This is a genomic window from Stenotrophomonas sp. YJH_SMC_135 (assembly GCF_059372355.1).
In genome coordinates, this window is sequence record NZ_JCAFVN010000001.1 from 1160060 (window position 1) to 1184123 (window position 24064).

General features: G+C 65.6%; 26 protein-coding genes and 1 tRNA gene. 11 read left to right on the top strand and 16 right to left on the bottom strand.

Annotated elements, in window-relative coordinates:
• Positions 1 to 59 precede the first annotated feature (59 nt).
• Positions 60 to 671 (top strand): TetR/AcrR family transcriptional regulator, encoded by a 612-nt coding sequence (locus AC5P98_RS05830; protein ID WP_014646907.1) that lies wholly within the window; start codon positions 60 to 62, stop codon positions 669 to 671.
• Here AC5P98_RS05830 and AC5P98_RS05835 read toward each other — a convergent pair.
• The 4 genes from AC5P98_RS05835 to AC5P98_RS05850 all read right to left on the bottom strand — a co-directional run bounded on the left by AC5P98_RS05835 (position 668) and on the right by AC5P98_RS05850 (position 4862).
• Entirely contained in the window at positions 668 to 2614 is a 1947-nt protein-coding gene (locus AC5P98_RS05835; RefSeq protein WP_049406440.1) for an EAL domain-containing protein, read from the bottom strand. The two genes, AC5P98_RS05830 and AC5P98_RS05835, sit on opposite strands and share 4 nt — an antisense overlap.
• 94 nt (positions 2615 to 2708) lie before the next feature.
• On the bottom strand, positions 2709 to 3425 hold the full coding sequence (locus AC5P98_RS05840; RefSeq protein WP_049406437.1) for an SDR family NAD(P)-dependent oxidoreductase: 717 nt from the start codon (positions 3423 to 3425) through the stop codon (positions 2709 to 2711).
• 28 nt (positions 3426 to 3453) lie between these two features.
• A complete protein-coding gene (locus tag AC5P98_RS05845; protein ID WP_049406436.1) occupies positions 3454 to 4182 on the bottom strand; it encodes a GNAT family N-acetyltransferase in 729 nt (242 codons plus the stop codon).
• A 14-nt stretch (positions 4183 to 4196) separates the two neighbouring features.
• Positions 4197 to 4862, bottom strand: a complete 666-nt coding sequence (locus AC5P98_RS05850) for an ArsR/SmtB family transcription factor (protein ID WP_041863356.1) — start codon at positions 4860 to 4862, stop codon at positions 4197 to 4199.
• Between the two features lie 55 nt (positions 4863 to 4917).
• On the opposite strand from AC5P98_RS05850, the gene AC5P98_RS05855 reads away from it, so the two are divergent.
• From AC5P98_RS05855 to AC5P98_RS05875, 5 genes are all read left to right on the top strand, one after another.
• Entirely contained in the window at positions 4918 to 5424 is a 507-nt protein-coding gene (locus AC5P98_RS05855) for a DUF2938 domain-containing protein (RefSeq protein WP_049406434.1), read from the top strand.
• A 40-nt stretch (positions 5425 to 5464) separates the two neighbouring features.
• A complete protein-coding gene (locus tag AC5P98_RS05860; RefSeq protein WP_014646913.1) occupies positions 5465 to 6268 on the top strand; it encodes an APH(3')-II family aminoglycoside O-phosphotransferase in 804 nt (267 codons plus the stop codon).
• Positions 6269 to 6365: 97 nt separating this feature from the next.
• Positions 6366 to 6956 carry a TetR/AcrR family transcriptional regulator gene (locus AC5P98_RS05865; RefSeq protein ID WP_032959994.1) on the top strand — a complete coding sequence of 197 codons (591 nt, stop codon included), beginning with the start codon at positions 6366 to 6368 and terminating at the stop codon, positions 6954 to 6956.
• Positions 6953 to 7987: a DUF418 domain-containing protein gene (locus AC5P98_RS05870; protein ID WP_046430305.1), complete on the top strand. Its 1035-nt coding sequence runs from the start codon at positions 6953 to 6955 to the stop codon at positions 7985 to 7987. Before AC5P98_RS05865 ends, AC5P98_RS05870 begins: the two co-directional genes overlap by 4 nt.
• Before the next feature lie 99 nt (positions 7988 to 8086).
• Positions 8087 to 9091, top strand: a complete 1005-nt coding sequence (locus tag AC5P98_RS05875) for an aminoglycoside phosphotransferase family protein (RefSeq protein WP_032959991.1) — start codon at positions 8087 to 8089, stop codon at positions 9089 to 9091.
• A 109-nt stretch (positions 9092 to 9200) separates the two neighbouring features.
• Here the strand turns inward: AC5P98_RS05875 and AC5P98_RS05880 are convergent, their stop codons facing one another.
• The 7 genes from AC5P98_RS05880 to amaB form a co-directional block, all read right to left on the bottom strand.
• Positions 9201 to 10088, bottom strand: coding sequence for a DMT family transporter (locus AC5P98_RS05880; RefSeq protein WP_049406338.1), 888 nt, complete (start codon positions 10086 to 10088; stop codon positions 9201 to 9203).
• 32 nt (positions 10089 to 10120) lie between these two features.
• Complete coding sequence (murB, locus tag AC5P98_RS05885; protein ID WP_049406332.1) at positions 10121 to 11182, bottom strand: UDP-N-acetylmuramate dehydrogenase; 1062 nt, start codon at positions 11180 to 11182, stop codon at positions 10121 to 10123.
• 8 nt (positions 11183 to 11190) lie between these two features.
• Complete coding sequence (locus tag AC5P98_RS05890) at positions 11191 to 12246, bottom strand: quinone-dependent dihydroorotate dehydrogenase (RefSeq protein ID WP_049406334.1); 1056 nt, start codon at positions 12244 to 12246, stop codon at positions 11191 to 11193.
• A gap of 8 nt (positions 12247 to 12254) precedes the next feature.
• Positions 12255 to 13025 carry a class I SAM-dependent methyltransferase gene (locus tag AC5P98_RS05895; RefSeq protein WP_049406336.1) on the bottom strand — a complete coding sequence of 257 codons (771 nt, stop codon included), beginning with the start codon at positions 13023 to 13025 and terminating at the stop codon, positions 12255 to 12257.
• A 4-nt stretch (positions 13026 to 13029) separates the two neighbouring features.
• The gene (locus AC5P98_RS05900; protein ID WP_014646921.1) at positions 13030 to 13314 is read right to left on the bottom strand and encodes a DUF4190 domain-containing protein; all 285 of its coding nucleotides are present in this window, start codon (positions 13312 to 13314) and stop codon (positions 13030 to 13032) included.
• A gap of 300 nt (positions 13315 to 13614) precedes the next feature.
• Complete coding sequence (locus AC5P98_RS05905; RefSeq protein WP_049406558.1) at positions 13615 to 14454, bottom strand: SDR family NAD(P)-dependent oxidoreductase; 840 nt, start codon at positions 14452 to 14454, stop codon at positions 13615 to 13617.
• A complete protein-coding gene (gene amaB, locus AC5P98_RS05910; RefSeq protein WP_014646923.1) occupies positions 14454 to 15986 on the bottom strand; it encodes an L-piperidine-6-carboxylate dehydrogenase in 1533 nt (510 codons plus the stop codon). The genes AC5P98_RS05905 and amaB overlap by 1 nt, the downstream gene beginning before the upstream one ends.
• Before the next feature lie 183 nt (positions 15987 to 16169).
• On the opposite strand from amaB, the gene AC5P98_RS05915 reads away from it, so the two are divergent.
• The 3 genes from AC5P98_RS05915 to AC5P98_RS05925 all read left to right on the top strand — a co-directional run bounded on the left by AC5P98_RS05915 (position 16170) and on the right by AC5P98_RS05925 (position 18562).
• Positions 16170 to 16246: transfer RNA gene (locus AC5P98_RS05915), tRNA-Arg, on the top strand.
• A gap of 287 nt (positions 16247 to 16533) precedes the next feature.
• A complete protein-coding gene (locus AC5P98_RS05920; RefSeq protein WP_049406556.1) occupies positions 16534 to 17655 on the top strand; it encodes a nucleoid-associated protein in 1122 nt (373 codons plus the stop codon).
• On the top strand, positions 17645 to 18562 hold the full coding sequence (locus AC5P98_RS05925; protein WP_080354530.1) for a GTP pyrophosphokinase: 918 nt from the start codon (positions 17645 to 17647) through the stop codon (positions 18560 to 18562). The genes AC5P98_RS05920 and AC5P98_RS05925 overlap by 11 nt, the downstream gene beginning before the upstream one ends.
• 31 nt (positions 18563 to 18593) lie before the next feature.
• On the opposite strand, the gene AC5P98_RS05930 is transcribed toward AC5P98_RS05925, so the two are convergent.
• The 3 genes from AC5P98_RS05930 to AC5P98_RS05940 all read right to left on the bottom strand — a co-directional run bounded on the left by AC5P98_RS05930 (position 18594) and on the right by AC5P98_RS05940 (position 20665).
• Entirely contained in the window at positions 18594 to 19583 is a 990-nt protein-coding gene (locus tag AC5P98_RS05930; protein ID WP_053091706.1) for a tyrosine-type recombinase/integrase, read from the bottom strand.
• A 180-nt stretch (positions 19584 to 19763) separates the two neighbouring features.
• Positions 19764 to 20081 carry a hypothetical protein gene (locus AC5P98_RS05935; RefSeq protein WP_495229905.1) on the bottom strand — a complete coding sequence of 106 codons (318 nt, stop codon included), beginning with the start codon at positions 20079 to 20081 and terminating at the stop codon, positions 19764 to 19766.
• Positions 20078 to 20665 (bottom strand): hypothetical protein, encoded by a 588-nt coding sequence (locus AC5P98_RS05940; protein ID WP_049406547.1) that lies wholly within the window; start codon positions 20663 to 20665, stop codon positions 20078 to 20080. Before AC5P98_RS05940 ends, AC5P98_RS05935 begins: the two co-directional genes overlap by 4 nt.
• 86 nt (positions 20666 to 20751) lie before the next feature.
• On the opposite strand from AC5P98_RS05940, the gene AC5P98_RS05945 reads away from it, so the two are divergent.
• Positions 20752 to 20973, top strand: a complete 222-nt coding sequence (locus tag AC5P98_RS05945) for a hypothetical protein (RefSeq protein ID WP_049406545.1) — start codon at positions 20752 to 20754, stop codon at positions 20971 to 20973.
• Between the two features lie 5 nt (positions 20974 to 20978).
• Here the strand turns inward: AC5P98_RS05945 and AC5P98_RS05950 are convergent, their stop codons facing one another.
• Complete coding sequence (locus AC5P98_RS05950; RefSeq protein ID WP_049406543.1) at positions 20979 to 23093, bottom strand: DNA cytosine methyltransferase; 2115 nt, start codon at positions 23091 to 23093, stop codon at positions 20979 to 20981.
• Positions 23086 to 23289 (bottom strand): hypothetical protein, encoded by a 204-nt coding sequence (locus AC5P98_RS05955; protein WP_049406541.1) that lies wholly within the window; start codon positions 23287 to 23289, stop codon positions 23086 to 23088. Before AC5P98_RS05955 ends, AC5P98_RS05950 begins: the two co-directional genes overlap by 8 nt.
• Positions 23290 to 23353: 64 nt before the next feature.
• Between AC5P98_RS05955 and AC5P98_RS05960 the strand changes: the two genes are divergently transcribed.
• Entirely contained in the window at positions 23354 to 24040 is a 687-nt protein-coding gene (locus AC5P98_RS05960) for a hypothetical protein (RefSeq protein ID WP_049406539.1), read from the top strand.
• Positions 24041 to 24064 lie beyond the last annotated feature (24 nt).

Below are 24064 nucleotides of genomic sequence, written 5' to 3' on the forward strand. Positions count from 1 at the left end.
TCAAAAGTACACTCCTGGGTGTAAAATGGTGCCGTCCGTTCAGCTATCCGGTTCCTGCCATGCCCCGTGCCCCACAACGCCTGACCGACCGCAAACGCGAGGCCATCGTGCGCGCGGCGGTGGAGGAGTTCCGTGCATCGGGCTACGAGGCGACCAGCATGGACCGCATCGCCGAGGTGGCCGGGGTCTCCAAGCGCACCGTCTACAACCACTTCCCGAGCAAGGAAGCGCTGTTTTCGATGATCCTGGAGGAGCTGTGGGAACGCAGCGTGGCCAGCGATGCACTGCCGTATCGCGCCGACCAGCCGTTGCAGGCGCAGCTGCTGCAGTTGCTGGGCCAGAAGCTGGAACTGCTCAGCGATGCCAACTTCATCGACCTGGCACGGGTGGCGATGGCCGAGGTCATCCACTCACCGGAGCGGGCGCAGGCCATCGTCTGCCGCATGGGCGAGAAGGAAAGTGGCGAGAGTGCGTGGATCCGCGCAGCGATCGCCGATGGCCGGTTGCGAGAGGTTGATCCGGAATTCGCCGGCCACCAGCTGCATGGCCTGGTGAAGAGCTTCGCGTTCTGGCCGCAGGTGACGATGGGGCAGCCACCGTTGACCGCGCAGGAACGTGCACGCGTGGCCGAATCGGCGGTGGCGATGTTCCTGGGTTTCTACGCGGTCTAGCTGGCGGCGAAGCGGCGGAACTCGTCGGCCGGCAGCGCCGCCGAGTACAGATAGCCCTGGCCGACATCCACGCCCAGTGCACGCAGTTGCTGTTCCTGCGCCAGGGTTTCGGTACCTTCGGCCACCACGATGGCACCGCAGCGGTGCGCGACTTCGACGATGAAGCGCACGATCGACTGCGACTTGGCGTCGGACAGCGTGGCGATCAGCGCCTGCTCGATCTTGACCTCGGCGATGGCCAGCTGCGAGAGCAGGATCAGGGTCGAATAGCCCGCGCCGAAATCATCCAGCGACAGGGTGACTCCGGCCGCCAGCAGCTGTGCGATGTTGGCATCGACCAGGTCACGCTCGACGATTTCGGTCCATTCGACGATTTCCAGCCGCAGCATCGCGCCGGGGATGTCGTGCAGCTGCAGCAGTTCCTGCAGGCGCAGGCCGAAGTCGGGCAGGCGCAGGGATTCGGCTGACACATTGACTGCGATGGTCAGCGCCGCGCCGTCCTGCCGACAGTGCTGCAGGAAGTGCACCGCCGACTGCAGCGTGGCCCATTCCAGGTCTGCCAGCCGGCCCTGCCGGCGCAGCAGCGAGATCACCCGCATCGGTGCGATCGGCCGGCCTTCGCCATCGCGCATGCGCAGCAGCGCTTCGGCGCCCACCAGCTGGCGGTCCTGCAGGCGATGCTTGGGCTGGTAGCACAGCGGTGCGTCGCCCTGCTGCAGCCAGCGTTCGAGGGCGACTTCGATCAGGGCGTCGATCTCGCCGTCGCGCTGGATCGGGTCGTCGAAGAACACGACGCCGGATTCGATCGCGCTCAGTGCCACGGTGATCGCGCGGAACGGAAGATGTCCTTCGTCGGCATCAACGGGGGGCTTCAATTCAACCACCGCACAACGGAACAGTGGCCGGAAGCCAGGCCAATCGCGGCCGACCCGATCGGCCAGGTTGCTGGCCAGCTCGGTGATCTGCGGTTGTATGCGCAGTTCGGACAAGGTCATGCCGCGCACCAGGATCGCCAGCGCGGCATCACCGAACTGGTAGACCTCCACGTCGTCCACCGCCAGCGATGGCAGCAACCGGTGGACGTCGGCCGGTGTATCGCGCTGCCACAGGCCGTTGTCCTGCAATGGCCCGTAGCGCAGGCGCAGATCGCGCAGGTTGCCCATCTCGGCCACGATCAGGCAGGCCTTGCCGATGCCGTCGTTGTCGCGCCAGTACCGCTGCAGGCGTTCACCGAGCGCACGCATGTTGGGCAGGCCGCTGATCGGATCGATGCGCAGCCACGCCTGTTCGCGCTGGCGCTGCGCATCGATCTGGGCATCGTTGTAGACCAGCGCGAACACTGCGCCGAGTACCAGCAGCGAGACCGGCAGTGCCAGCACACGCTGGATCGCCAGTTCGGCCACCGGTAGTTGATCGGCCCCAATGATCGCCACACCCAGCGCCAGGCCCAGAGCGGTCATCCCGATCCGCACGGACCACGCCTGCAGGATCATGCGTGGCGAGAGTTCGTTGAGCATGCGCGGGTGCAGGCGCCTGCGCAGCCAGACGCCGGCCACCATCTGCAACACGGCCTCGAGGCTGGCAGGCAGGAAGAACTGGGTGCCGACGAACTGGTAGCGGGCGAGCAGGGCGGCGGCCAGGCAGGCCAAGCCGCCGCGCCAGCCACCGAGCAGGCCACTGACCAGCAGGATGTCGAAGCCGAGGTGCAGCTTGACCACTCCCTGGGTGTAACGGGCCACGAACCAGGAATTGAACAGGTAGATCAGGCCCAGCGCTACGCCGACATACAGGCGCCGTCCTTCAATGGCGTGCCCGGCGCGACGGGTGGCGATCAGCAGCACGCCGATCATGCCGATCACCGCCGTGGCCTGCAGCAGGTACAGCGGCAGGCTGGGCAGGGCGCTGTCCAGGACCTGGGCCGAGACCCGTGAAAGCGCATCCATAGCAGGTTCCCGCCTGTGACCGACGGCCAGTGACGAGCAGGGTAAACCACAGGCGCCTGTGCGGCCACCAAGGGCCAGGCCAAGGTCCCTGCGGTCAGTAGCGCGGGTCGGCGATGGCGGGCAGCACCAGTTCGCGCACGAAGGAGGACGGTGACAGCTGCAGCAGGGCGCGTACCATCGCCACGACATCATGGACCGGCACCAGTGCGCCGTCGCCGCGCGCTGCGGCGTCCGCTACCGGCACTGACAGTGCATCGTCGGTGTTGAGGTAGCCCAGCTGCAGGCTGGTTACCGCCAGGCGCCGATCCCGGAAACCTTCGCGCAGCGCATCGGCGATGCCGTTGAGCGCGAACTTGGATGCGCCGAACGCCACTTCCGGGCGGCCGCTGCGCGGCAGCGCCGAGGTCGAGCCGGTCAGCACCAGCTGTGGGCGTGCTGCGCCCAGTACCCTCGGCAGCAGGCGCCGCAGCAGCACCAGGGTGGCGGTGATGTTGACGTCGACGAGCTGGGCAAGCGCGGCATCGCTTTCGTCGAGGAAGGCGTACTCGTCGCTGAAGGCCGTCTCTTCCCAGATGCCCAGGTTGTGGATGAGCACATCCAGATCGGCCGGCGCCTGCGCTGCGATGTGATTGGCAGCAAGGGTGGGCTGGGACAGATCCGCTTCGATCCACTGCAGGGTGACGCCCTCGGGGCATTCGAGGTCGTGCGGGCGGCTGCGCGAAACGCCGATGACGGTGTCGCCCGCACTGCACAGGCCTTCGACGAACGCTCGACCGAGGCCCCTGCTGGCGCCGATGACCATCAATTTCATGTGGCTTCCTTGTTGTGCTGCGGCGGCCTCAGTCGGCCGCCAGAATGGTGTCCCAATCGGCGAACGCGCGCAGGCCGCTGCGTCCGGCGGTGATGATCGAGGCGGTGTTGTCGAGCTGGCAACGGTATTGCGGCTGCAGCCCGGACGCCCGCGCGGACACGGCCATGGCGTGTACCAGCTGTCGCGCGTGACCGCGACCGCGGGCCTCGGGCAGGGTCAGTACGCCCATATCGGCGAAGGCTGGATCCAGGCTCCAGGGGTACATGCTTCCCGCAGCGACCAGGCACTCGCCGTCGAAGGCACCGAACACCTGCCAGTGATCCAGCTCGACCCATGCGGCATCGAGATCGTCCTCGCTGGCGGTGGCCTGGAACGCGTTGAACGCTGCCGCGTCGGTCGCGCCGAGGCGGCGGATATGTGGTGGGGCAGGGTGTTCGGCGAGGGCGGCGAGTGTTGCGGTGGGGAAGTAGAAGACACGATCCGCGCCGTGCGTATGCTGGCCGAGCTGCTGCAAGCGCTGTTGCAGCTGCGCCAGTGTCCAGTGCGGTTGCGCACGCAGTTGCAGGCGAGCGGCCAGGGCAGGACGCAACAGCGCTCGGGCGGGGCCCGCGACCGGCTGTAACAGCATGCCGTCCTCACCCTCATCGACATCATCGCTGCACGCCAGGTGCAGCTGCGGCCCCTGCTGCAACGTGCGCTGGCCGGCGAACACGCGCTGCCAGGCAGCATCGATCAACGGGGAAATCGCATCATCCATGACAAACGGTTCGCTCAGTGTCGGGGCAGTTCAACCTGCAGGCCTGCGGCCTTCCATTCGGGATAGCCGGCGGCCAGTCGCTGCGCGCTGAGGCCGGCTTCGCGCAGCATCATCACTGCATCGTTGGACAGCACGCAGTAGGGCCCGCGGCAGTACGCGACAATGTGGACGGCGCGCGGCAGTTCGTCCATCCGCGCGTGCAGTTCCGTAGCGGGAATGTTCAGCGCGCCGGGCAGGTGGCCCAGATCGAATTCCTCGCGCGGCCGCACGTCCAGCAGTACCACGCTGTCGCGTTGCTCCAGCAGCTGCTCGACGGTCAGCCCTTCCAGTGCATCGCGGCGCTGCAGGCTGTCGGTGAGGACGCCCTGCATTTCGCTGCGCTGGTGGTCGGCATAGTCGCGCAGCGCGGCCAGCAGGTTGGCCAGTGGGCCGTCAGCGCTTCGGTAGAGGATGCGCTTGCCGTCACGGCGGGTCTGCACCAGGCCGGCACGACGCAGCTGCTGCAGGTGCTGGGAGGTATTGGCCACCGACAGGCCGCTCAGTTCGGCCAGGCGCTCGACCGCACGCTCGCCTTGGGCGATGTGCTCCAGCAGGGCCAGGCGGTGCGGGTGGCCCAGGGTGCGGGCGATCTCGGCCAGCGCTTCCAGCGCGGACGGCGGCAGCTCGGTTGCAGCGTTCATGCCGGGCACGCTAGCGTCGCTCCATCATTCAAGCAAATAATTGAAGGTAAGCGGAATGAGTGGCTGGGCGACGACATTGGTGATCGATGCGGTAGTGATCGGCGTGGGCGCGACCGCGCTGATGGATCTGTGGGCGTTGCTGCAGCGCAGGCTGCTCGGCATTCCGTCGCTGGATTTTGCGATGGTCGGCCGCTGGCTCGGCCACCTGCGGCGTGGGCGCTTCCGCCATGAGGGCATTGGTCGTTCGCCGCCGGTGGCCGGCGAACGCGCGCTGGGGTGGACCGCGCATTACGTGATCGGTGTGGTCTTCGCCGCGTTGTTGCTGGCCGTGGTCGGGAACGGTTGGGTGCGGGCACCGACCCTGCGGCCGGCGCTGGCCTTCGGCATTCTCAGCGTTGCCGCGCCGTTCTTCATCCTGCAGCCGGGCATGGGCGCCGGCATTGCCGCTTCGAAGACCCCGGCGCCTGGCAAGGCGCGGCTGCGCAGCCTGGTGGCACACAGCGTGTTCGGCGCAGGCATGTACCTTTCCGCGCTGCTGTTGGCCGGGGTCCGTGCAGGATGAGCGAGAATCCGTGGGTCACCGGCAACAGGAACATCCCCGCATGGAAGCACCCGATCCCTTCACTGACGGCATGCCGCTGCCGTGGGCGTGGCGGGAAACATTGGCCGATGCGCGCATCGAGCGGCAGTCGATCGGCGTATCGCGCGCAGACGTCGCCCGTGTGCATCGCCCGGGACAGGCTGATGCGTTCCTGAAATCGGAAGTGATCGATGCCTTCAGTGAGCTGGGCGATGAGATCGCGCGCCTGCGCTGGCTGCAGGCGCAGGGCCAGCCGGCACCAACGGTAATTGCCACCGCCGAAGAAGCGGGCCGGCGCTGGTTGCTGATGAGCGCGCTGCCCGGCCGCGACCTGGCCTCGTCGCCTGAGCTTCCGCCCCAGCGCCTGGTGGAACTGCTGGCCGATGCGCTGCGGGGCCTGCATGCCATACCGGTGGCGGCCTGTCCGTTCGACCAGCGGCTGGCCTCGCGCCTGCAGGCCGCGCAGGCACGGGTCGAGGCGGGCCTGGTCGACGCCGATGACTTCGATGACGAGCGCCTGGGGCAGAGCGCACAGCAGGTGTTCGCCGAACTGCGCGCTACCCGGCCCAATCACGAGGATCTGGTGGTCAGCCACGGCGACGCCTGCCTGCCGAACCTGCTGGCAGCCGAAGGCCGTTTCAGCGGCTTCATCGACTGTGGCCGGCTGGGTGTGGCCGATCGCTACCAGGATCTGGCGCTCGCCGCGCGCAGCCTGGTCCACAACTTCGGCGACACGCGCTGGGTCGCGCCGCTGTTCCGGCGCTATGGCGTTGTGCCCGACGAACGGCGGCTGGCGTTCTACCGTCTTCTCGACGAGTTCTTCTGAAACCGCACAGGGCAGCGTAGGGCAGGGCTGAACGGTGCCCTGCTAGCGGATCCGCGCGCCCTTAAAAATGGACGAACGTTCGTTCACTATTTGTGGCATGAACCGGACTGACCGCAACGAGCAACGCATCGCGCAGATCCTGCAGGCCGCCCTGCAGTGTTTCCTCGTCAAGGGCTTCCACCAGACCAGCATGCGTGACATCGCGCAGGCGGCCGGCGTCAGCCTCGGCAATCTCTACAACCACTTCCCGGGCAAGGAGGCGATCATCCTTGCGGTGGCCGTGGCCGAAGGCGAGGAACTGGCACCGTTGCTGCAGCGACTGGCCGCGTCCGATGGCGAGCGCGCACGGGTGCTGGTTTTCCTTCAGGACTTCCACGCACTGTGCCAGCAACCGGAGTGGGCAACGCTCGCCGTCGAAGTGCTGGCCGAGAGCGCACGCAATCCGGCCGTGGCCGAGGCATTTGCGGCCAATCGCAGGCAATTGCAGGCGACGCTGGCCGAAGCCCTGCAGCAGGTGGCACGGCGCGAACGTCGGCGCCCCGTGCTGGCCCCGGCACTGCAGGCACAGGTGCTGCTGGATGCCATCGAAAGCGATGCCCTGCGCCGAGGGCTGGGCGAAGCCGGGGGCACCGATGAGGCATCGCTGGATCTCGGCCTGCTTGCGCTGCTGCTGGGCGCACGCGCATGAGCGCCGTCGACCGGCGACTGCACGGCGTTGATCTGGCGCGTTACCTGGCCTTGGCCGGCATGGTGCTGGTCAACTTCCGCCTGGCGATGGCCGTGCCGGCAGAGGGCGCCGGATGGTTGGCAGGCGTCTTCCACTTTCTGGAAGGCAAGGCTTCGGCGACGTTCGTTACGCTGGCCGGGTTGGGCCTGGTACTGGGCACGCATCGGCAGGGTTGGTGGCCGGCCAGTGTGCAGACCTGGCGGCGCGCACTGTTCCTGCTGGTGCTGGGCCTGCTCAACCTGACGCTGTTCCCGGCCGATATCCTGCATTACTACGCGGTGTATTTCGCGCTGGCCGTGCTGTGGCTGCGGGCCTCGCCGCGGGTGTTGCTGGCCAGCATCGTGGGGATCGCGGCCTGTTCGTTCTGGGCGTTGCTGCACTGGGACTACAGCCAGGGATGGAACTGGCAGACGCTGGAATACGCCGGTCTGTGGCAATGGCCGGGCGCGGCCCGCAACCTGCTGTTCAACGGGTTCCATCCGCTGCTGCCGTGGCTGTGCTTCTTCCTGCTGGGCATGCTGCTGGCGCGGCTGCAACTGTCGCAACCGCGGGTCCAGCGCGCGCTGCTGGTGCTGGGCCTGATGCTGATCGTGGCTGGACATGGCGTGCAGCAGCTTGCGCAGGGAACGCCCTGGCAGGCGTGGCTGGGAACGCAGCCGATGCCACCGGGACCGGCCTACGTACTCACAGGCGCGGGCGCGGCCTGCAGTGTCATTGCCGCCTGCCTGTGGCTGACGCGTGTACGACCGGGTGACTGGCTGGAACCGTTCACCGCGGCCGGGCGCATGACCCTGACCCTGTACGTCGGCCATATCCTGCTGGGCATGGGCACGCTGGAAGGCCTGGGCCTGCTTGATGGCAGCGCGTCGCTCGCGTCGGTGCTGCTGTGGGCATTGTTGTTCCTGATGCTGGCCACGGGCGCAGCGTGGCTGTGGTCCTGGCGGTTCGCGCGGGGCCCATTGGAAGCGGTGATGCGACGCGTCGCCGGCTAGCACTTTGGTCGCGCAGGCACGATGTTGTGACGGACATGTCTGTGTCGCGGCCCGCGCATCTGCGATAGTGGCGGCAGGTAATACTCTCCGCTTGCATCCATGTCATTCGCTTCGGCGCAGCATCTCGGCGAAGTCCTTCAGCAGTCCTATGGCATCACCGCCAATGCCGTGGTGCCACGCCCGGTTGGCGCCGATGCCAACGCCAGTGTGTATCGCATCGATGCACGGCGCGGGCAATGGTGGTTGAAGTGCCGCAGTTACCAGGTTGCCCCTGCCGTCTGGGACACCCTGCATTGGCTGCGCGGCACGCTGGGCATCGAGGAAATCGTCGCGCCCTGGCCGGCCCTGACCGGTGGAGCGTCAGTGCAGCGCTGGGGCCTGCAGTTCACCCTGTTCCCGTATGTGGAAGGCCAGTCCGGCTTCGAGGCGGCGTTGAGCCGCACGCAGTGGCAACGATTGGGCGAGGTGCTGCGGCGCCTGCACGAGGCGTGCCCGCCACCGGCGCTGCAGGAGGCGCTGCCGAGCCTGCGGATGGAAACCGCGGCGCTTGATACGGTCGGGCAATGGCTGGCCGGCGAGGGCCTGGCGGCCGCCAGGGATGGGCTGGGCCGGGCCTTCGTATCCGTCTGGGACCAGCAGCATGCGCGCATCGCGGCGCTGCATGCGCAGGCACTGCAGCTGCACGCGGCGTTGCAGGATGTCCCGGTGCGGCTGCACCTGTGCCACACCGACCTGCATGCCGGCAATCTGCTGATGGGCAATGACGGCAGCCTGCACCTGATCGATTGGGATGGCCTGTCGCTGGCCCCGCGCGAGCGCGACCTGATGTTCATCGGTGGCGCGGTCGGTGGGCGCTGGGGGCGCGAGAACCCGTTGGGATTCGAGGAAGGCTATGGCAGTGACCGCGGCGATCCACGCTGGATCGCCTGGTACCGGCACTGGCGCATCCTGCAGGACCTGATCGAGTTCCAGCAGGTCCTGCTGGGCAGTGATGGAGAGGACCGTTCGCCGCAGCTGCGCCGGCAGTCGCTGCATTTCCTCAGCGAACAGTTCGCACCGGGCAATGTATTCGACGCGGCAGAGCGGGTGTATCGCGCGCTGTAGATCCACGCCATGCGTGGATGGCATTTCCACGATGAACCCTCACGCTGCGCGATGAGTCGAGCATGGCTCGGCTCTACAGGGGGCCGCGGTGTCTGCGCGGGGTGTGGATCTACTCTGCGGGCTTGGCCGCTGCAGAGGCCGCCGCGCTTGCAGCGCGGCGTGACAGCACGGCTTCGCGGTGGGCGATGTAGGCGTTGGCGGCGAGGATGATGCCGGCACCGATGATCGTCCAGCGGTCCACCGTTTCGTTGAACAGCAGCCAGCCGAACAGCGTTACCAGTGGCAGCTGCAGGAAGCTGATCGGGGTCAAGGCGGAGACTTCGCCCAGCCGTAGCGCGCGGGTCCACAACAGCTGGCCGACGGTGCCGAGCACGCCGGTGGCCAGCAGCCACAGCCAGGCCGACCCGGTTGGCCAGGCCCAGACGAACAGCGCCGGCACCAGCGACAGCGGCACCCAGAACACGTAGGTATAGAGCACCACGGTATCGGCACTGTCGACGCGGGTCAGCTGCTTGATCTGGATCGCCACCAGCGAGCTGAGTACCGCCGCACCCACCGCGACCAGGCTGCCGGCGGTGAAGCCGGCGGTGCCGGGACGCACGATCACCAGCACGCCGATGAAGCCGACCACGACCGCGGCCCAGCGGCGCACGCGCACGGTTTCACCCAGCCACAGCACGGCGGCAATGGTGACGAACAGCGGCGTGGAATAGGAGAGCGAAACCGCCTGCGCCAACGGCAGGTGACCCAGCGCCCAGAATGCGCACAGCATCGAGCCCAGGCCGATTGCACTGCGCACGAAATAGCGTGGCAGCTGCTGCGTCTTCAAGGGCGCACGGCCGGGCCGCAGCAGCATCGGCAGCAGCGCCAGCAGGCCGAAGGCGTTGCGGAAGAACGCCACTTCCTGGGTGGGCACGTAGCGCGTGGCATAGCGGATCGCCACCGCCATCAGGCCGAACGCCATCGTGCTGCCGAGCATCAGCAGCGCCGCCCGCATCGGGGTGGCGCTGGGGGAAAGGGTGGGGCTGTTCACCACTGTGCGCCGAGCAGGCGGGGCTCCGGTTCGATCGGCACGCCGAATTTTTCCAGCACCGAGGCCGAGATGCGGCGCGCCAGCGCCAGCAGTTCAGCGCCGCTGGCATTGCCGTGGTTGACCAGCACCAGCGCGTGGCTGGGGGCCACGCCGGCATCGCCGTCGCGGAAGCCCTTCCAGCCGCAGGATTCGATCATCCAGGCTGCCGAGACCTTGCGCTTGTCGTCCTGCTCGGCCGGGAACACCGGCAGGTCGGGGAAGTGCTGCAGCAGCACGTCGACCTGTTCCAGCGGCAGCACCGGGTTCTTGAAGAAGCTGCCGGCGTTGCCCAGTACCTCCGGGTCGGGCAGCTTGCGGCGGCGGATCGCGATCACCGCGTTGGCCACGTCCACGGCGCCCGGCAGCTCCACGCCCTGCGCCTGCAGCTCTTCGCGGATGCCGGCGTAGTCCATGCGCAGATCGTGCAGCAGTGGCAGTTTCAGTTCGATGGCAGTGATCAGGTAGCGATCGGGCTGTTGCTTGAACACGCTGTCGCGGTAGGCGAAACCGCACTGTTCGTTATCCAGGCGCACCCAGGCCTGCTCCTGGCAGTCCCAGGCTTCGACCGCCTGGATGAACTCGCCGACCTGCGCGCCATAGGCGCCGATGTTCTGGATCGGTGCGGCACCGGCGGTGCCGGGAATCAGCGCCAGGTTTTCCAGGCCGGACAGGCCTTCCTGCAGCGACCACATCACCAGGCCATGCCAGGGCACGCCGGCGCCGGCGCGGATCACCGCGTGGTCGGCGCGGTGTTCAAGGAAACTGATGTCGCGGTTGCCGAACACCAGCACGGTACCGGGCAGGTCCTCGGCGATCAGGACGTTGCTGCCGGCACCCAGCACCAGCAGTGGGCCGTTGGCCACCTCGGGCAGTGCCAGCACCTCCGGCAGCAGCGCGGCATCGTGCAGTTCCAGCAGCTGTTCCGCATTGGCCTGCACGTGGAAGGTATTCAGTGCCTGCAGCGGCGCATTGCGGGTGAGTGTCCAGCGCAGCGGGGCGTTGCCGTCGATGGTGTCCATGGGCGCGCTCACAGTGGGGCCACCGCGCCGCGGCTGGGCGCTTCGCGGCGGCGACGGATCGCCTCCACGCATTCGGAAACCAGCGCCGGTCCACGGAAGATCAGGCCGCTGTAGCACTGCACCAGCGCGGCACCGGCCGCCATCTTGGCCACGGCATCGGCACCGGACAGGATGCCGCCGACGCCGACCAAGGGCACCGACTCGGGCAGGCGCGAGCGCAGGCGGCGCAGCACCAGCGTGGACTGCTCCAGCACCGGCGCACCGGACAGGCCACCGGCCTCGTTGGCCAGCGGATCGCCGGCCACCTTGCTGTGGTCGATGGTGGTGTTGGTGGCGATCACGCCGTCCACCTGCAGCTCGCCCAGCACGCGGGCGGCGGCATCGATGTCGCGCTCGCTGAGGTCCGGCGCCACCTTCACCAGCATCGGCACGCGGCGGCCGTGCTGGGCCGCGAGATCTTCCTGGCGGTCGCGCAGTTGGCTGACCAGCTGGCGCAGCGCGGTTTCTTCCTGCAGTTCACGCAGGCCGGCGGTGTTGGGCGAGGAAATGTTGACAGTGATGTAGTCGGCCAGCGGGTACACCTTGTCCAGGCAGGCGATGTAATCGTCCACGGCCTGTTCGTTGGGGGTGTCCTTGTTCTTGCCGATGTTGATGCCGAGCAGGCCTCGGCGGTTGCGCGCGCGCTCGACGTTGCGCACCAGCGCGTCCACGCCCGCATTGTTGAAGCCCATGCGGTTGATGATCGCGTTGTGATCCGGCAGGCGGAACAGGCGCGGCTGCGGATTGCCGGCCTGCGGGCGCGGGGTGATCGTGCCGATTTCGACGAAGCCGAAGCCGAGCGCGAACAGCGCATCGATGTGCTCCCCGTTCTTGTCCAGGCCGGCGGCCAGGCCGACCGGGTTGGGGAACGTCAGCCCGAACACCGTGCTGGGCATCGGCGCGATGCGTGCGGCCAGCAGCGGCGTGGTGCCGGTGCGATAGGCCAGGTCCAGTGCGGACAGGCCAAGGCCGTGGGCGCGCTCGGCGTCGAGCGAGAACAGGAAGGGGCGGGCAAGCGAATACATGCGTCGGTTCAGTCCAGCGTGCCGAGGAAGGCTCGGGTTCGATATTCAAAAGCGACCTGGCCGTCGACCGCGTGGGCGGCGAACAGGTGCTGCAGAGCGTCGATCATCGGTGCGTGGCGCGGATGACCGGATTGAGGGGCGTAGGAGGAGGACAGCAGGCGCCCGCGCAGGGCGTCGAAGTCCAGGTGCTGCACGTTCGGCAGCTCCACCCTGCCGCGCAGGCCAGCGCCGAACCAGGCCTGCATGGTGGCGTCGTCCTGGTAGCGCTCGGCCACGGCGGTGTAGTCGGTGCCGTAGTCCAGCAGCAGCTGTTCGTAGCCGACCAGGAACGGGCTGGCATCGAGGAGGCGAGAATTCCAGTAGATGAGGGCCTGGCCGCCGGGGCGGAGGATGCGCTGCCACTCGGCGCGTACCGCCACGGTGTCGAACCAATGGAAGGCCTGCGCGACGCTGACCAGGTCGATGCTGGCATCGTCCAGTGCGGTGGCCTCGGCGCGGCCGTCCACCGCACGGAACTGCGGGTACTGCGGTGCCAGCCATTCTTCGGCCGCGCCGCGCATGGCCGCATTGGGCTCAACCGCGACAACGGGATGGCCGCTGGCCAGGAACAGGCGGCTGGAAATGCCGGTGCCGGCGCCGATGTCAGCCACACGCACCTGCTGGCTGACACCCATCGGGCCGTGCAGCCACTCCAGCAGCGCGGGTGGGTAGTCGGGCCGGTAGCGGACGTAGTCGGCGACGCGGCTGCTGAAGCGTTCAGTGCTGTCGGAGGCGGTCATGGCGTCAGTTCGACACCGCCGCCAGCCACGCCAGGCCGCCGAAGAACAGGATGAAGACCACGATGGCGGCAAGTGCCGCGCCGACCATGACCCAGCCCAGCACCAGGCCGGTGACGGCCAGGCCATCGCCTTCCAGTTCGTGCGGGCGGCGGCGGATTTCGGCGCGGGCCATGTGGCCGGTGATGATGGCGACGATGCTGGCCACGAAGGGCAGGACGGTCCAGCTGGCGATGCCCATGACCAGGCTGACCACGGCCAGGGCGCTTGTCTGTCGGGGTGCCACGCTCATCGGGGTCCTCCTTGGCAGTGTGCACATGATAGTGCCTCTGCCCCGGCAATCCCATGCCCGGCGGATGCGATGGCAGGCGTCGCCCCTGGCCGGCGAATGGGATTTCGGCCCTGGTCGGCGTCGACCTTGGTCGACGAAAGGGATATCGGCCTTGGTAGGCGTCGACCTTGGTCGACGAAGGGATTTCGGCCCTGGTAGGCGTCGACCTTGGTCGACGAAGGGATTTCGGCCCTGGTAGGCGTCGACCTTGGTCGACGAAAGGCATGCCAACCAGGCTTGGCGGCTACCGAAGTGCCGGTATCAGCCCATCAACACCTGGCCGCCATCCACATTGAGCACGCTACCGGTGACCCAGCGCGCCAGCGGCGAGCACAGGAACAGCGCGGCGTCGGCGATCTCGCGCGGGTAGCCGAAGCGGCCGAACGGAATCTTCGCCAGGGTGCCGTGGTACAGCGCGGGGTCCTCGACGCGACGACGGTCCCAGAGGCCGTCATCGAACTCGATCGAGCCCGGGGCGATGGCATTGACCCGGATCCGGTCCTTGGCCAGCGCCAGCGCCTGTGACGTGGTGTAGTGCGAAAGCGCCGCCTTGGCCGCAGCATACGGCGCGCCACCGGGGCGCGGCTGCTGCGCGGCAATCGACGACAGATTGAGGATGCAGGCGTCGCTGGAGGCACGCAGCCATGGCAGTGCCAGGCGCGAGGCACGCACGGCCGCCATCAGGTCGATCTGCAGGCTGGCGGCCCAGCCGTCCTCGTCATCGGCCATGCCGTAGCCGGTGGCATTGTTGACCAGCACATCGATACCGCCGAGGGCATCGGCGGCGGCCTGCAGCCAGGCCTGGATCTGGCCGGGATCGGCCAGATCGGTGGAGAACGCGTGCAGTTCGAAGCCCTGCGCCCGTGCATCGGCACGCAGGGCATCCAGGCCGGCCTGGCCGCGGGCGCAGGCCGAGACCTGTGCGCCGGCGCCGGCAAAGGCCAGCGCCATTTCACGGCCAATGCCCTTGCTGCCGCCGGCGATGAGCACGCGGCGGCCGCTGAAATCGAGGGTCGGAGCCCCTGCGGGGATCCGACCCCTCGCTGGGGCCAGATCCCCGGAGGGGCTCTGGCCCACGGACGTGTCCGCGTCGTTCGCCATCACAGGTCGAACTTGATGCCCTGGGCCAGCGGCAGCGAATCCGAATAGTTGATGGTGTTGGTCTGGCGGCGCATGTAGACCTTCCACGCATCCGAACCGGACTCGCGGCCACCGCCGGTGTCCTTCTCGCCACCGAAGGCGCCGCCGATCTCCGCACCGGACGTGCCGATGTTGATGTTGGCGATGCCGCAGTCGCTGCCGGCGGCCGACAGGAACTTCTCGGCAGTCTTCAGGTTCTGGGTGAAGATCGAGGACGACAGGCCCTGCGGCACGCCGTTCTGCATGTCGATGGCTTCATCGAGGGTGTCGTACGGCATCACGTACAGGATCGGCGCGAAGGTCTCGTGCTGCACCACGGCGTCGCTGTTCTTCAGGCCGGAGACGATGGCCGGCAACACGAAGTTGCCCGGGCGGTCGATGCGGCTGCCACCGGTTTCGATGGTGCCGCCGGCCGCCTTGGCCTGGGCGATCGCATCGAGGAACTGCTGCACGGCGCCTTCGCTGTTCAGCGGGCCCATCAGGTTGGCCGCATCGGTCGGGTCGCCGATCTTGCCTTCCACCTGCTTGTAGGCCTTGACCAGGGTGGCCAGCACGTCGGCGTAGATCGAGCGGTGCACGATCAGGCGGCGGGTGGTGGTGCAGCGCTGGCCGGCGGTGCCGACGGCGCCGAACACGATGCCCGGCACGGCCAGCTTCAGGTCGGCGGTTTCGTCCAGGATGATGGCGTTGTTGCCGCCGAGTTCCAGCAGGCAGCGGCCGAGGCGGCGCGCGACCTTCTCGTTGACGGTGCGGCCGACCTGGGTCGAGCCGGTGAAGCTGATCAGCGGCACGCGGCGGTCATCGACCATCTTTTCCGACAGCGCGGTGCCGGCATCGTTGATCAGGAAGAAGATGTCCGGGAAGCCGGCTTCGCGCAGCGCGTCGTTGCAGATCTTCAGCGAGGCGATGGCGGTCAGCGGCGTCTTGTTGGACGGCTTCCAGATGCACACGTCGCCACAGATGGCGGCCAGGAACGAGTTCCAGCTCCACACCGCGACCGGGAAATTGAAGGCCGAGATGATGCCGACCAGGCCCAGCGGGTGGTACTGCTCGTACATGCGGTGGCCGGGGCGCTCGGAATGCATGGTGTAGCCGTACAGCATGCGGCTCTGGCCCACGGCGAAATCGGCGATGTCGATCATCTCCTGCACTTCGCCATCGCCTTCCGGCTTGCTCTTGCCCATTTCCAGGGCAACCAGCGAACCCAGGGCGTCCTTGTGCCTGCGCAGTGCTTCACCGCACAGGCGCACGGCTTCACCGCGGCGCGGGGCCGGCGTGGTGCGCCAGACCTTGAAGGCTTCCTGGGCGCGGGCAACGACGGTCTCGTACTCGGCCTCGGTGGTCGCGCGGACCTGCGCGATCGGCTCGCCGGTGGTCGGGTTGACCGGGGTGATCAGCTCACCGCTGGTCGCGCTCGACCACTCCCCGTTGCCCAGGTACGTGCCAGCGTTGATCGCGTCCAGGCCAAGGGACTTGAGCAGCTCGGAAGACATGCAGACTCCTGTATTTCGTTACGTTGTTTGGCGCCATCGCGGGCAGGTGGGGGACGCGATGAACTGAATCGCCGATGGTAGCAGAGCGCCCCGGCCGGCCATGGTGCAACGCGCCAGCCAGGCCTGGCCGAACATGAATGCTTGGAGGGCAGGGCACGTTGCCTGTAAACTTCCCGGCTGCATGGCCCCGTAGCTCAGCTGGATAGAGCGTCCCCCTCCTAAGGGGAAGGTCGCCCGTTCGAATCGGGCCGGGGTCACCATAAATCAAAGGCTTAGCCTTGCGTGCGGCGTGTCGGCATGGCATTGAATGCCATGATTCGACGGCCGTTTGGCACAGATGGCACAGGGCGAGTCGGGCTTGGCGCGTGCGGATGAGACGTCCCCCGCGAATGTCCTCGCGCCGACGGATAGCGAGCTTCGCTATAGCGAACTGCTCTGATGTGACTTCGGACACGATTTTGGGTAAAAGGGGGCTGTCGTCGACCCTCGACGGCCCGGTCCGGGGGGGGCCGGCCAGGATCCTCCCGCCAAAGATGGATGTCTGGGGATGAACGTTGCAGTTGCCATTGCGCCGGTTTCCGTGAAGCCGGCAACAGCACTTGATACGTCCAATTTGCTGATCGACGAGATCATTTCGCATCGGGTGTATGCCAAAGATGCAAAGAAGGTGGTGAAGCCTCCCCACCTGAAGGACGAACTCATGATCCTTCCGGGCGAGGGGGTCGACGCGCTGCAGCAACGCCTCACCAAGGCATTCGGCAGTCGGTCCCATGGAATTGAGCTTTCGATTGAGCGCGACGATGCCGGCAGCTTCATGCAGCTCGGCGCGCATGCCATTGCGCTGCTGCCGAAGGCGGACTTCATATCCGCTTCGAAGACTATGGCTATCAATCTTTCAACTGCTCAAGCGAGCACTAGCGGTCTCTCAGGCATCGTTTTCGTAATTAGGGGGCGCATGGGTGCAGCATCGAAACGTTTTGTCTCGGTGATCAAGGCTGAGCTTCATGATGGTTTCGGCTCATCTGACGACGCTGAGGATGCTGCATTTAAATATTTGAAGAATCTAGCTTTAACGCCTTCGCAGCGCTTGTATAAAGTCGGGTTGCTGCTTGAAGAGACGCCTGTACCTGCCACCATCCTTGGTGATTATAGTCGGGCGAATTACAGAGGTTTTCTGTTTGATCATCTGATCACTGCTACGGAGACCCGATCTGCTGCAGCTTATTTCTATCAAGCATTCCTCGGCATGGGAATACAAAAGTCTTCGAAGAAGCTGACCCAGGACTTTTATGAAAATGTCAGAGCATTTATCGCATCTTCTCCATTGTCTGAGGATCAGCGTTGGGAGCTAAAAGAGGCGCTTCGAGTGGAGCTCCGCAGTACGTCGGCTGTAATAAGTGCTTCGGATTTTGCCGAGCAGAACATGCCTACCGAGGAAATTCGGGATTCGTTCCTTGATTTTATGGATGCCAGGTCTTTCCCCAAGGCCGCCGTTGCGAAGGACGTCGAGTTCGTAAAATCGAAGCTGCGTCGTCCGCGGAAGCTGAGTTTTACAAGTGGCGTCAAGATCATCATTCCGCCGGACTCTGAAAAATGCGTCGTCGAAGTTGTTGATCAGAACGACGAGCAGGCTACGGTTGTGGTTCGTGGTACTTTCCATGAAGAGTGATCTCGACATCGGCGATTTCATCATCGAAAATCGAGCCAGTCTGCAGGAATGGGGAGATCTGATCGCTGCTGCTATCGGGGACAAACACGGCGATTCGTTCAAGGTTCCTGCCACTCCTCGCGTGAAAGATCCGGACTCTGCACGAAAGAAGCAACTGAAAAAGCAGTACGCCAATCCCGTGGTTGATATGACTGACTTGGTTGGAGTTCGCTTCGTCGTGCTCACCTCTGACGAACTTGGTCCGATCCTGGAGACGATCGAAACCAGCGATTGCTGGAATCATAAGCAGACACGTGACCCGAACGCTGAGGCCAGAGAGAATCCGGCGACGTTCGGTTATCAATCGCATCACTATGAGCTGCGACCTACTAATGGAGCGCAATGGTGCTGTGAAGTGCAGGTTCGTACATTGCTTCAGCACACTATGGCTGAGCTCTCTCACGACGCCATCTATAAGTCTCCCATCCCAGTGCCGTCTCAGGCTGAGAGATTGGTAGCTCGTAGCATCGCTCTCATGGAGACGACCGATGAGCTAATGTGCATGGCAATGGACACGATTCGCACTGCTCAAGCTCCTTTTGAAGCAATGAGAAAAGAGGCTCTTGTTCAAGCGTCTTCGGTTGGCGGAGCCGGTGCGGATTTGTTGGATGACTTGTTCGAAGCCTATCCCGAATCCATTACGTTTGAAGGGCTAGCGGAGTTCAGAGATTTTATTCGTAGCCGCAGCTACATTCTGGAAAGGATCGCATCGCGCAAAGGGCGCGGCGTCTTTGCCTTCCCAGCATCTACGCTGTTGGTCTATTGGCTCGCATTCAAGCATCCTCGTAGTACATCGAGGCACTGGCCCTATCCGGGCTCAGTTAGAGATCTAGAAATGATCTACTCGGATCTCGGCATAGGTCGTTAGAATAACGAGCGCGAAGGCGCGAAGCTGGACTTTAGAAGTGCAGCTTCGCAACCGCGCTTTCATCCCCATCGGGGGTTAGATGGGCGTAGAACTTCTCAGTGGTCGCATAGTCTGCGTGTCCCGCAAGAATCTGAATGCGACGCAATGGCACGCCAGCCATCGCCATGTGAGCGCAGAAGGTGTGGCGTAGCCTATGTAGGTGCCCGCCAACACCGGCGTGCTCGGAATCTTTTTTAAACCAGTCCGACACAGTGTCCTTGTGCACCGTAACCAGCGGGTCAGGCAGATGACGTAGCGCCCACCTGGCGTAGCGGTTGAGGGGAACCTCCCGCCACTTCCCTGACTTCGTCCGTCCTTCGCCGTTCTCGTCCGGATCGCTCTCCACTAGGAGGCGGCCGGCCACGACCGAGCTTTTTTCCAAGCCGATGATCTCGCCCCGCCGCAGCCCGGTGTGGGCCATAAAGAGCCAAAGCGGCGCCCGACTAGGGTTCGCCCTATACAGCCGGCGCATCGCCGCGCGGTCATAGAACTTGACTGCCACGCTTCGCACGCCGCGAGGCGCCTTCACGGAGGCCAGAGGGTTCACGTCCAGCTCTTTCCATTCGACACCGCGGTTGAACGCCGCCTTCAGCCGTCGAATCTCCTTCCCCACAGTCTCCTTTGCCGCCTTGTCGTCCAGCAGCCTAGCGCGCTTGTACTGCTCCACCTCGACCGCTCGGATGCTGTCGATCGGCCGGTGGCCGAAGCGCTCGATGAAGCGCTTCACCTCACTCCTGGCTTTCGAGATGGTGGTCGGGTGCTCGGCCTCGTACCAGTCCAGATACCACTCCAGGTAGTCGCGAACCTTAGGTAAGCGCGCCAAGATCCGCACCCCATGGGTCAGCTCTGCTTCTTTCGCGGCACGTATTCTCTCCGCCTCACGGGCGTCAGGTTGCCCAATGGACCGGCGAAAGCGCTCGCCGCCTTCCGCCCAGTCGAGATAGGCCTTGCTACCCCGCCAGTAGAGTCGAACCTTTGCCATTCCTCTGCACCTTGGATCGCGGCATAGAGCGCCGCCTTTTCGTACAACTGCTTTCCCATGAAGCGGCGGGGAGTGAGTCCGTAGCACATGGCGTTCTTCCTGAACTGGCTATTGGAGACGCCGCAGTAGTGGGCGGCCTCCTCAACGGTCAGCCAATCCTTCCCTGACAGATCGAGCCTTTCAGCGGCGCCCATTGGCGCCTCCCGCGGCTTTCCTCCGGGCCGGCGCCTGCTCGGCGAGGCTGAGGTTGAACTGCACGATGTTGTCGGGGACGGCCGCCGGAGACAGTGGCCGCGCGCTGCGGGGCGGATGGTTGAGCCGGCGCCATGCCGCGATGGCTGCGTCGGGATCGGCATGCTTGCTGGTCGACCTGCAGGCGCACTCGACCATGTGGCCACCGCCGGCGGAGGCGCAGCGCCTGTCGTGGATGTGGCGCGCGCGGTGGCCGGCGGTGCAGTTCGGCAACCCTTCCGGGTGGCTGATATGTTCCTGGGTCATGGCTTCTTGCACTCCTCGATGTGGGCGACCAGCTTTTCCAGCAGCAAGGCGGCTTGCTCGGCCCTCCTGCGGCGTTCGTAGGGGTTGAGGTTCGGACGGGCATCCCTGAGCCATTCCAGCGGCTCGACCAGCCACTGCGGGTCGAAGGGCAGCAGAGTGCGCGGGTCGACCTTCTCGACCAGCGGGGAACAATCGGGGCCCGCCCAGTCCTCGGGATCACCGCACCTGGTGCACACGCCTGCCTTGAAGGCGTGGTCGCGTTCCGGCTGGATGACGCGCGGGGATTCCCACAGGGCTCGCACGACCCAGCCGCGCTGCGCGGCGTGATAGAAGTGCTCAGGGGTGGCAGTCACCCAGCACCCTGGCCCCACGTCGTTCTTGTTGCGGTACTCCCAGCGCACGGGCGGTTGCGAGTACAGCTCCTGCAGGAGGGTGTCGCTCCACTCGCGAACCTGATCGGCAGAGATGGGTGCGCCGGCGGCGCCCAGGCGGCGCATGGTGGTGACGACCGCGGCGACAGGCGACGAAGCCTTGGTGACTTCAATCGCGGTCGCTGGTGTTGTTACATGGGCATGTGTCGTCATGTCAACTGTTCGTGCAGCGAAACGCTTGTTTGCGAAGGGATGAGCGTTGTAAGTTCAGAAGAGCCGTCAGCACTGGAACTAACGTTATGAATTTCGAACAAGTCGACATGCTCGAGGTGCAACTTTTCGCCGCGGGGCGCCGCTTCACGGCACTGCTTAAGATCGAGTCGTCGAGTCGCGTGCATGTCAGGGAAATCTGTCTGGAGAGCGGGGAGGTCTTTCCCACCCATCACGTCCCATACTCCAGTGTGGAAGAGGCAAAGAACGCCGCACGGGGAACTGTTGAGGATTGGGCTAATGGCACCTGATGCAGTCATGCTGCCTCCGCGATACCGGCCTGCACACGGTCCAGATTGGCCTCGGCCAAGGCGCGTAGCGGCGGCGGGCTTACACTGTTGCCTACCATGCGGACGGCGGCGCTGGTGCTGAGCGGCGTGCCGTTGGCCGTGCGATCGATGATGTATCCGGGTGGGAATCCTTGGGCGCGGTACAGCTCGTGCGGCTTGAGCATGCGCAGGCCGATATCCACGATCACGTAGGGTGTGCCCTGGATGTGGACGGTCACCAGTGCCAGGCGATCCTTGGTGGTCACCGTGTCCACGGGGTCGTGCAAATCCACAGCGATGCCGCTGCCGTAGTACTTCACCAGGAACGCTGCGACGCGCAGGGCGCCGGCTTCCTGCTCAGGACTGAGGGTGCATTCAACCAACGTCTGATTGCCGGCGCTGGTGATGGTTGGCACTTGACCTGCACCGCCTGCGCCGCAGTGCGCACTGGTGTTGGTCACCAGGTGGGCGGTGACCAGGCGTTGCTGACTACCGCTGGCAGTGATGGTGCTTACCGGATCTCGCGTATCGTTGCCCGCGCCCTGGTAGAAGCCACCATTGGCCTGTTCGAGGAAGGCTGTAGCCACTGCGTGCCCGCCGCTGCCGCTGGCGGTCACGGTTCCCACCGGTACGCGCGTGTCCTTACTACCGGTGCCCCAGCGCTTGGGGCCGTCTGGCCGACCTTCACCGTGCGCGGCCTGGACCATGAAAGCGGTGGAGACGCCAAGGGCATGCGCGGCACCGGCCGGGCGTGCGGCACCAGCACCAGAAGTTATCGTCGGCACCGGCTCGGTGGCGGCCGTGCCGATGCTGTCGCCTCGGAACTTCACCAGGTGCGGCGCGGCCACAGCGTGCTTCACACCGCCCGCGACGATCGTGCCCAGCGGCTGCTGCAGGTCCAGTGCACGCGGGGCCTTGCCCTCGCGCTCGCCGTAGCCGGTCTGGACAAGCGTCGGAGATACCACCGAGAAGTGGCCACCCTTCACCCCGGCGCAGACCGTGCGCAGCGGCTCGTCGGCGCGCATAGAGCCGAGGGCATGGCTGCTGTTCGCATGCTCGGCGATGAAGGGGGCTAGTTCCGGCGCTGCCAGCATCAGCTCACCGCGGTGGGCAGCGGTGATGGTGCGCATGGGATCACGCACGTCGTGTCCGCATTCGCCGCCATGGTGCGTCACCGGCACAATGAAGGGATCGGCTGAGTTGATGACGTGGCGCATGATGCCCTTGGCGATGCGGCGCATGGTGGCATCGGCCAGCGGCCGAGCGCGGGTGAAGATGGACGGGCAGGGGATGGAGAAGTCCAAGCAGTCGGCAGCGGTTACGCGCGGCTTCTGGCCCGGTGCGGGCCCGTGGCTGGCCTCCGGCCACACGATTGCCTCGCCGTCGCGGCGGCCGAGCAGGAACGGGCGTTCGCGGCTGGTGCCGGCGCCGTAGTCGCTGGCCACCAACTTGCGCCATTCGACTGCGTAACCCAGCGCACGCAGGGCGGCCACGAACTGCCGCCAGGTGCGGCCGCTATGGCATTTGTCCGGCACCAGCTGCTGGTTCTCGACCGGAACGCGCTCGCCGCGCGCTGCCACTGTGCCATCCATCTTGATGACGCGGCCGGTTTCCTTGCAGCGCTTCGCCACCAGCGGGCCCCAGGTAAGGATCTGCCAGACGTTCTCCATGGAGATGATGCGCGGCGCGGTGTTGGTCCCGTGCAGTCGATCAGCGCGCAGCAGCTGGCCAACCCACTTCAGCACCACCCACGACAATGCGCGGGTCTTGCGGCTGCGCGGCTGGCCGCCCTTGGCCTGGCTGAAGTGCGTGCAGTCCGGCGAGGCATGAAACCAGCCGATGGGCCGGCCGGCCACGTCCACGCGCGGGTCGGCGTGCCAGATATCCTCGCGGTGGTGCTGGGTCAGGGGGTGGTTGGCGGCGTGCATGCCGATGGCCAGCTCGTCGTGGTTGTAGGCCAGGGCGGGATCGATGCCGAGGGCCTGCTTGAGCCCTTCCGATGCGCCGCCACCGCCGGCGAACAGATCCACGACGATCTCGCCGGGGCGCAGGCGGGAGCGCTGCGGCATGGGGAAGTTGAAACCGCGGGAGCCGTCAGCCATTGGTATCTTCCTCGTCGTCTTCCTGGTCGCCGTCATCGGCGTCCATGCAGGTGGAGCAGGTGTGTTCGCCGCGGTGCCACTCGCCGCAGTCGTTCCAGCAGAAGCCGTTGCCGCAGGTCTTGCAGACACCGGCATCGGCGAGGTCGAGCGGCTCATCGCAGACGCAGCACAGCCCGATAGGCATGCCCTTACCCATGGGCCCGCTCCGTGTGCAGCGGGGCCATGGCAGAATGCCGGACAGTCCACAGGGGGATCAGGGAATGAGCATGTTGGATGGCGTTAGTCAGTGCTGGCCCATCGCGCACGATTGCCATATCTGGTGGGAAGCGTGGAGCGCGATCGGAGCGCTCGCCGCAGTTCTCACTGGCATAACGGCTATCGGTGTTGCGTGGGTAGGAATAGGCGTGACTTCCGCCTCTGCATACGCGGTTTGGAGGCTTGGGATAGCCGCCAACCGAGCAAGCCAAGAGGCTACGCGCATTGCTGGAGTGCAAGCCGAACGGACAAGCTACAAGGAGGACACAGAGCAACTTCTGGTGTTGGTCCAGGTGGCCCCTGAGTTGGTCAACGTGCGCATAAAAGTTGAGCGCATTTTGGCTGGTTTGAACCACGACAGCTTGGGTGGAATGGCGTTTGCGACGGACAAGGAATATCGAGACGCATTTCTTGCGGCGGCTGAAAAGCTGTCGTTGCCGATCCTTGGGGAGATCACTGGACGTCTGCACTACGTTGACCGTCCAACAGCGGCTCGGATGCTCAGGATCAAGGGCGTGGTGGAAACTGTTCAGGCTGATTGCAGGATTTTGAATGGCCAAGAGTCGGAAGAGGAATTGCTGCACTTCCACCGGACTGTTTTTGTCACACTGAGACTGGCCGTCGCTGATCTGACCGCCGTATGTGGCGAGTGTGAGAAGGCTATGGCTCGACTCCAACTGGTCAACCACTAGGAGGCAAGAACGCACGCTAGGCAT

Excerpts from the sequence above, each read along its gene's own strand:
- AC5P98_RS05830 (WP_014646907.1), top strand. The coding sequence starts at position 60 with ATGCCCCGTGCCCCACAACGCCTGACCGACCGCAAACGCGAGGCCATC.
- AC5P98_RS05840 (WP_049406437.1), bottom strand. The coding sequence starts at position 3,425 with ATGAAATTGATGGTCATCGGCGCCAGCAGGGGCCTCGGTCGAGCGTTC.
- AC5P98_RS05865 (WP_032959994.1), top strand. The coding sequence starts at position 6,366 with ATGAACCGGACTGACCGCAACGAGCAACGCATCGCGCAGATCCTGCAG.
- AC5P98_RS05940 (WP_049406547.1), bottom strand. The coding sequence starts at position 20,665 with ATGACGACACATGCCCATGTAACAACACCAGCGACCGCGATTGAAGTC.
- AC5P98_RS05860 (WP_014646913.1), top strand. The coding sequence starts at position 5,465 with ATGGAAGCACCCGATCCCTTCACTGACGGCATGCCGCTGCCGTGGGCG.
- AC5P98_RS05925 (WP_080354530.1), top strand. The coding sequence starts at position 17,645 with ATGAAGAGTGATCTCGACATCGGCGATTTCATCATCGAAAATCGAGCC.
- AC5P98_RS05895 (WP_049406336.1), bottom strand. The coding sequence starts at position 13,025 with ATGACCGCCTCCGACAGCACTGAACGCTTCAGCAGCCGCGTCGCCGAC.
- AC5P98_RS05850 (WP_041863356.1), bottom strand. The coding sequence starts at position 4,862 with ATGAACGCTGCAACCGAGCTGCCGCCGTCCGCGCTGGAAGCGCTGGCC.
- AC5P98_RS05870 (WP_046430305.1), top strand. The coding sequence starts at position 6,953 with ATGAGCGCCGTCGACCGGCGACTGCACGGCGTTGATCTGGCGCGTTAC.
- AC5P98_RS05945 (WP_049406545.1), top strand. The coding sequence starts at position 20,752 with ATGAATTTCGAACAAGTCGACATGCTCGAGGTGCAACTTTTCGCCGCG.
- AC5P98_RS05855 (WP_049406434.1), top strand. The coding sequence starts at position 4,918 with ATGAGTGGCTGGGCGACGACATTGGTGATCGATGCGGTAGTGATCGGC.
- AC5P98_RS05875 (WP_032959991.1), top strand. The coding sequence starts at position 8,087 with ATGTCATTCGCTTCGGCGCAGCATCTCGGCGAAGTCCTTCAGCAGTCC.
- AC5P98_RS05950 (WP_049406543.1), bottom strand. The coding sequence starts at position 23,093 with ATGGCTGACGGCTCCCGCGGTTTCAACTTCCCCATGCCGCAGCGCTCC.
- AC5P98_RS05905 (WP_049406558.1), bottom strand. The coding sequence starts at position 14,454 with ATGGCGAACGACGCGGACACGTCCGTGGGCCAGAGCCCCTCCGGGGAT.
- AC5P98_RS05890 (WP_049406334.1), bottom strand. The coding sequence starts at position 12,246 with ATGTATTCGCTTGCCCGCCCCTTCCTGTTCTCGCTCGACGCCGAGCGC.
- AC5P98_RS05845 (WP_049406436.1), bottom strand. The coding sequence starts at position 4,182 with ATGGATGATGCGATTTCCCCGTTGATCGATGCTGCCTGGCAGCGCGTG.
- AC5P98_RS05900 (WP_014646921.1), bottom strand. The coding sequence starts at position 13,314 with ATGAGCGTGGCACCCCGACAGACAAGCGCCCTGGCCGTGGTCAGCCTG.
- AC5P98_RS05955 (WP_049406541.1), bottom strand. The coding sequence starts at position 23,289 with ATGGGTAAGGGCATGCCTATCGGGCTGTGCTGCGTCTGCGATGAGCCG.
- AC5P98_RS05835 (WP_049406440.1), bottom strand. The coding sequence starts at position 2,614 with ATGGATGCGCTTTCACGGGTCTCGGCCCAGGTCCTGGACAGCGCCCTG.
- AC5P98_RS05935 (WP_495229905.1), bottom strand. The coding sequence starts at position 20,081 with ATGACCCAGGAACATATCAGCCACCCGGAAGGGTTGCCGAACTGCACC.
- AC5P98_RS05930 (WP_053091706.1), bottom strand. The coding sequence starts at position 19,583 with ATGGCAAAGGTTCGACTCTACTGGCGGGGTAGCAAGGCCTATCTCGAC.
- AC5P98_RS05960 (WP_049406539.1), top strand. The coding sequence starts at position 23,354 with ATGAGCATGTTGGATGGCGTTAGTCAGTGCTGGCCCATCGCGCACGAT.
- murB (WP_049406332.1), bottom strand. The coding sequence starts at position 11,182 with ATGGACACCATCGACGGCAACGCCCCGCTGCGCTGGACACTCACCCGC.
- AC5P98_RS05920 (WP_049406556.1), top strand. The coding sequence starts at position 16,534 with ATGAACGTTGCAGTTGCCATTGCGCCGGTTTCCGTGAAGCCGGCAACA.
- amaB (WP_014646923.1), bottom strand. The coding sequence starts at position 15,986 with ATGTCTTCCGAGCTGCTCAAGTCCCTTGGCCTGGACGCGATCAACGCT.
- AC5P98_RS05880 (WP_049406338.1), bottom strand. The coding sequence starts at position 10,088 with ATGCGGGCGGCGCTGCTGATGCTCGGCAGCACGATGGCGTTCGGCCTG.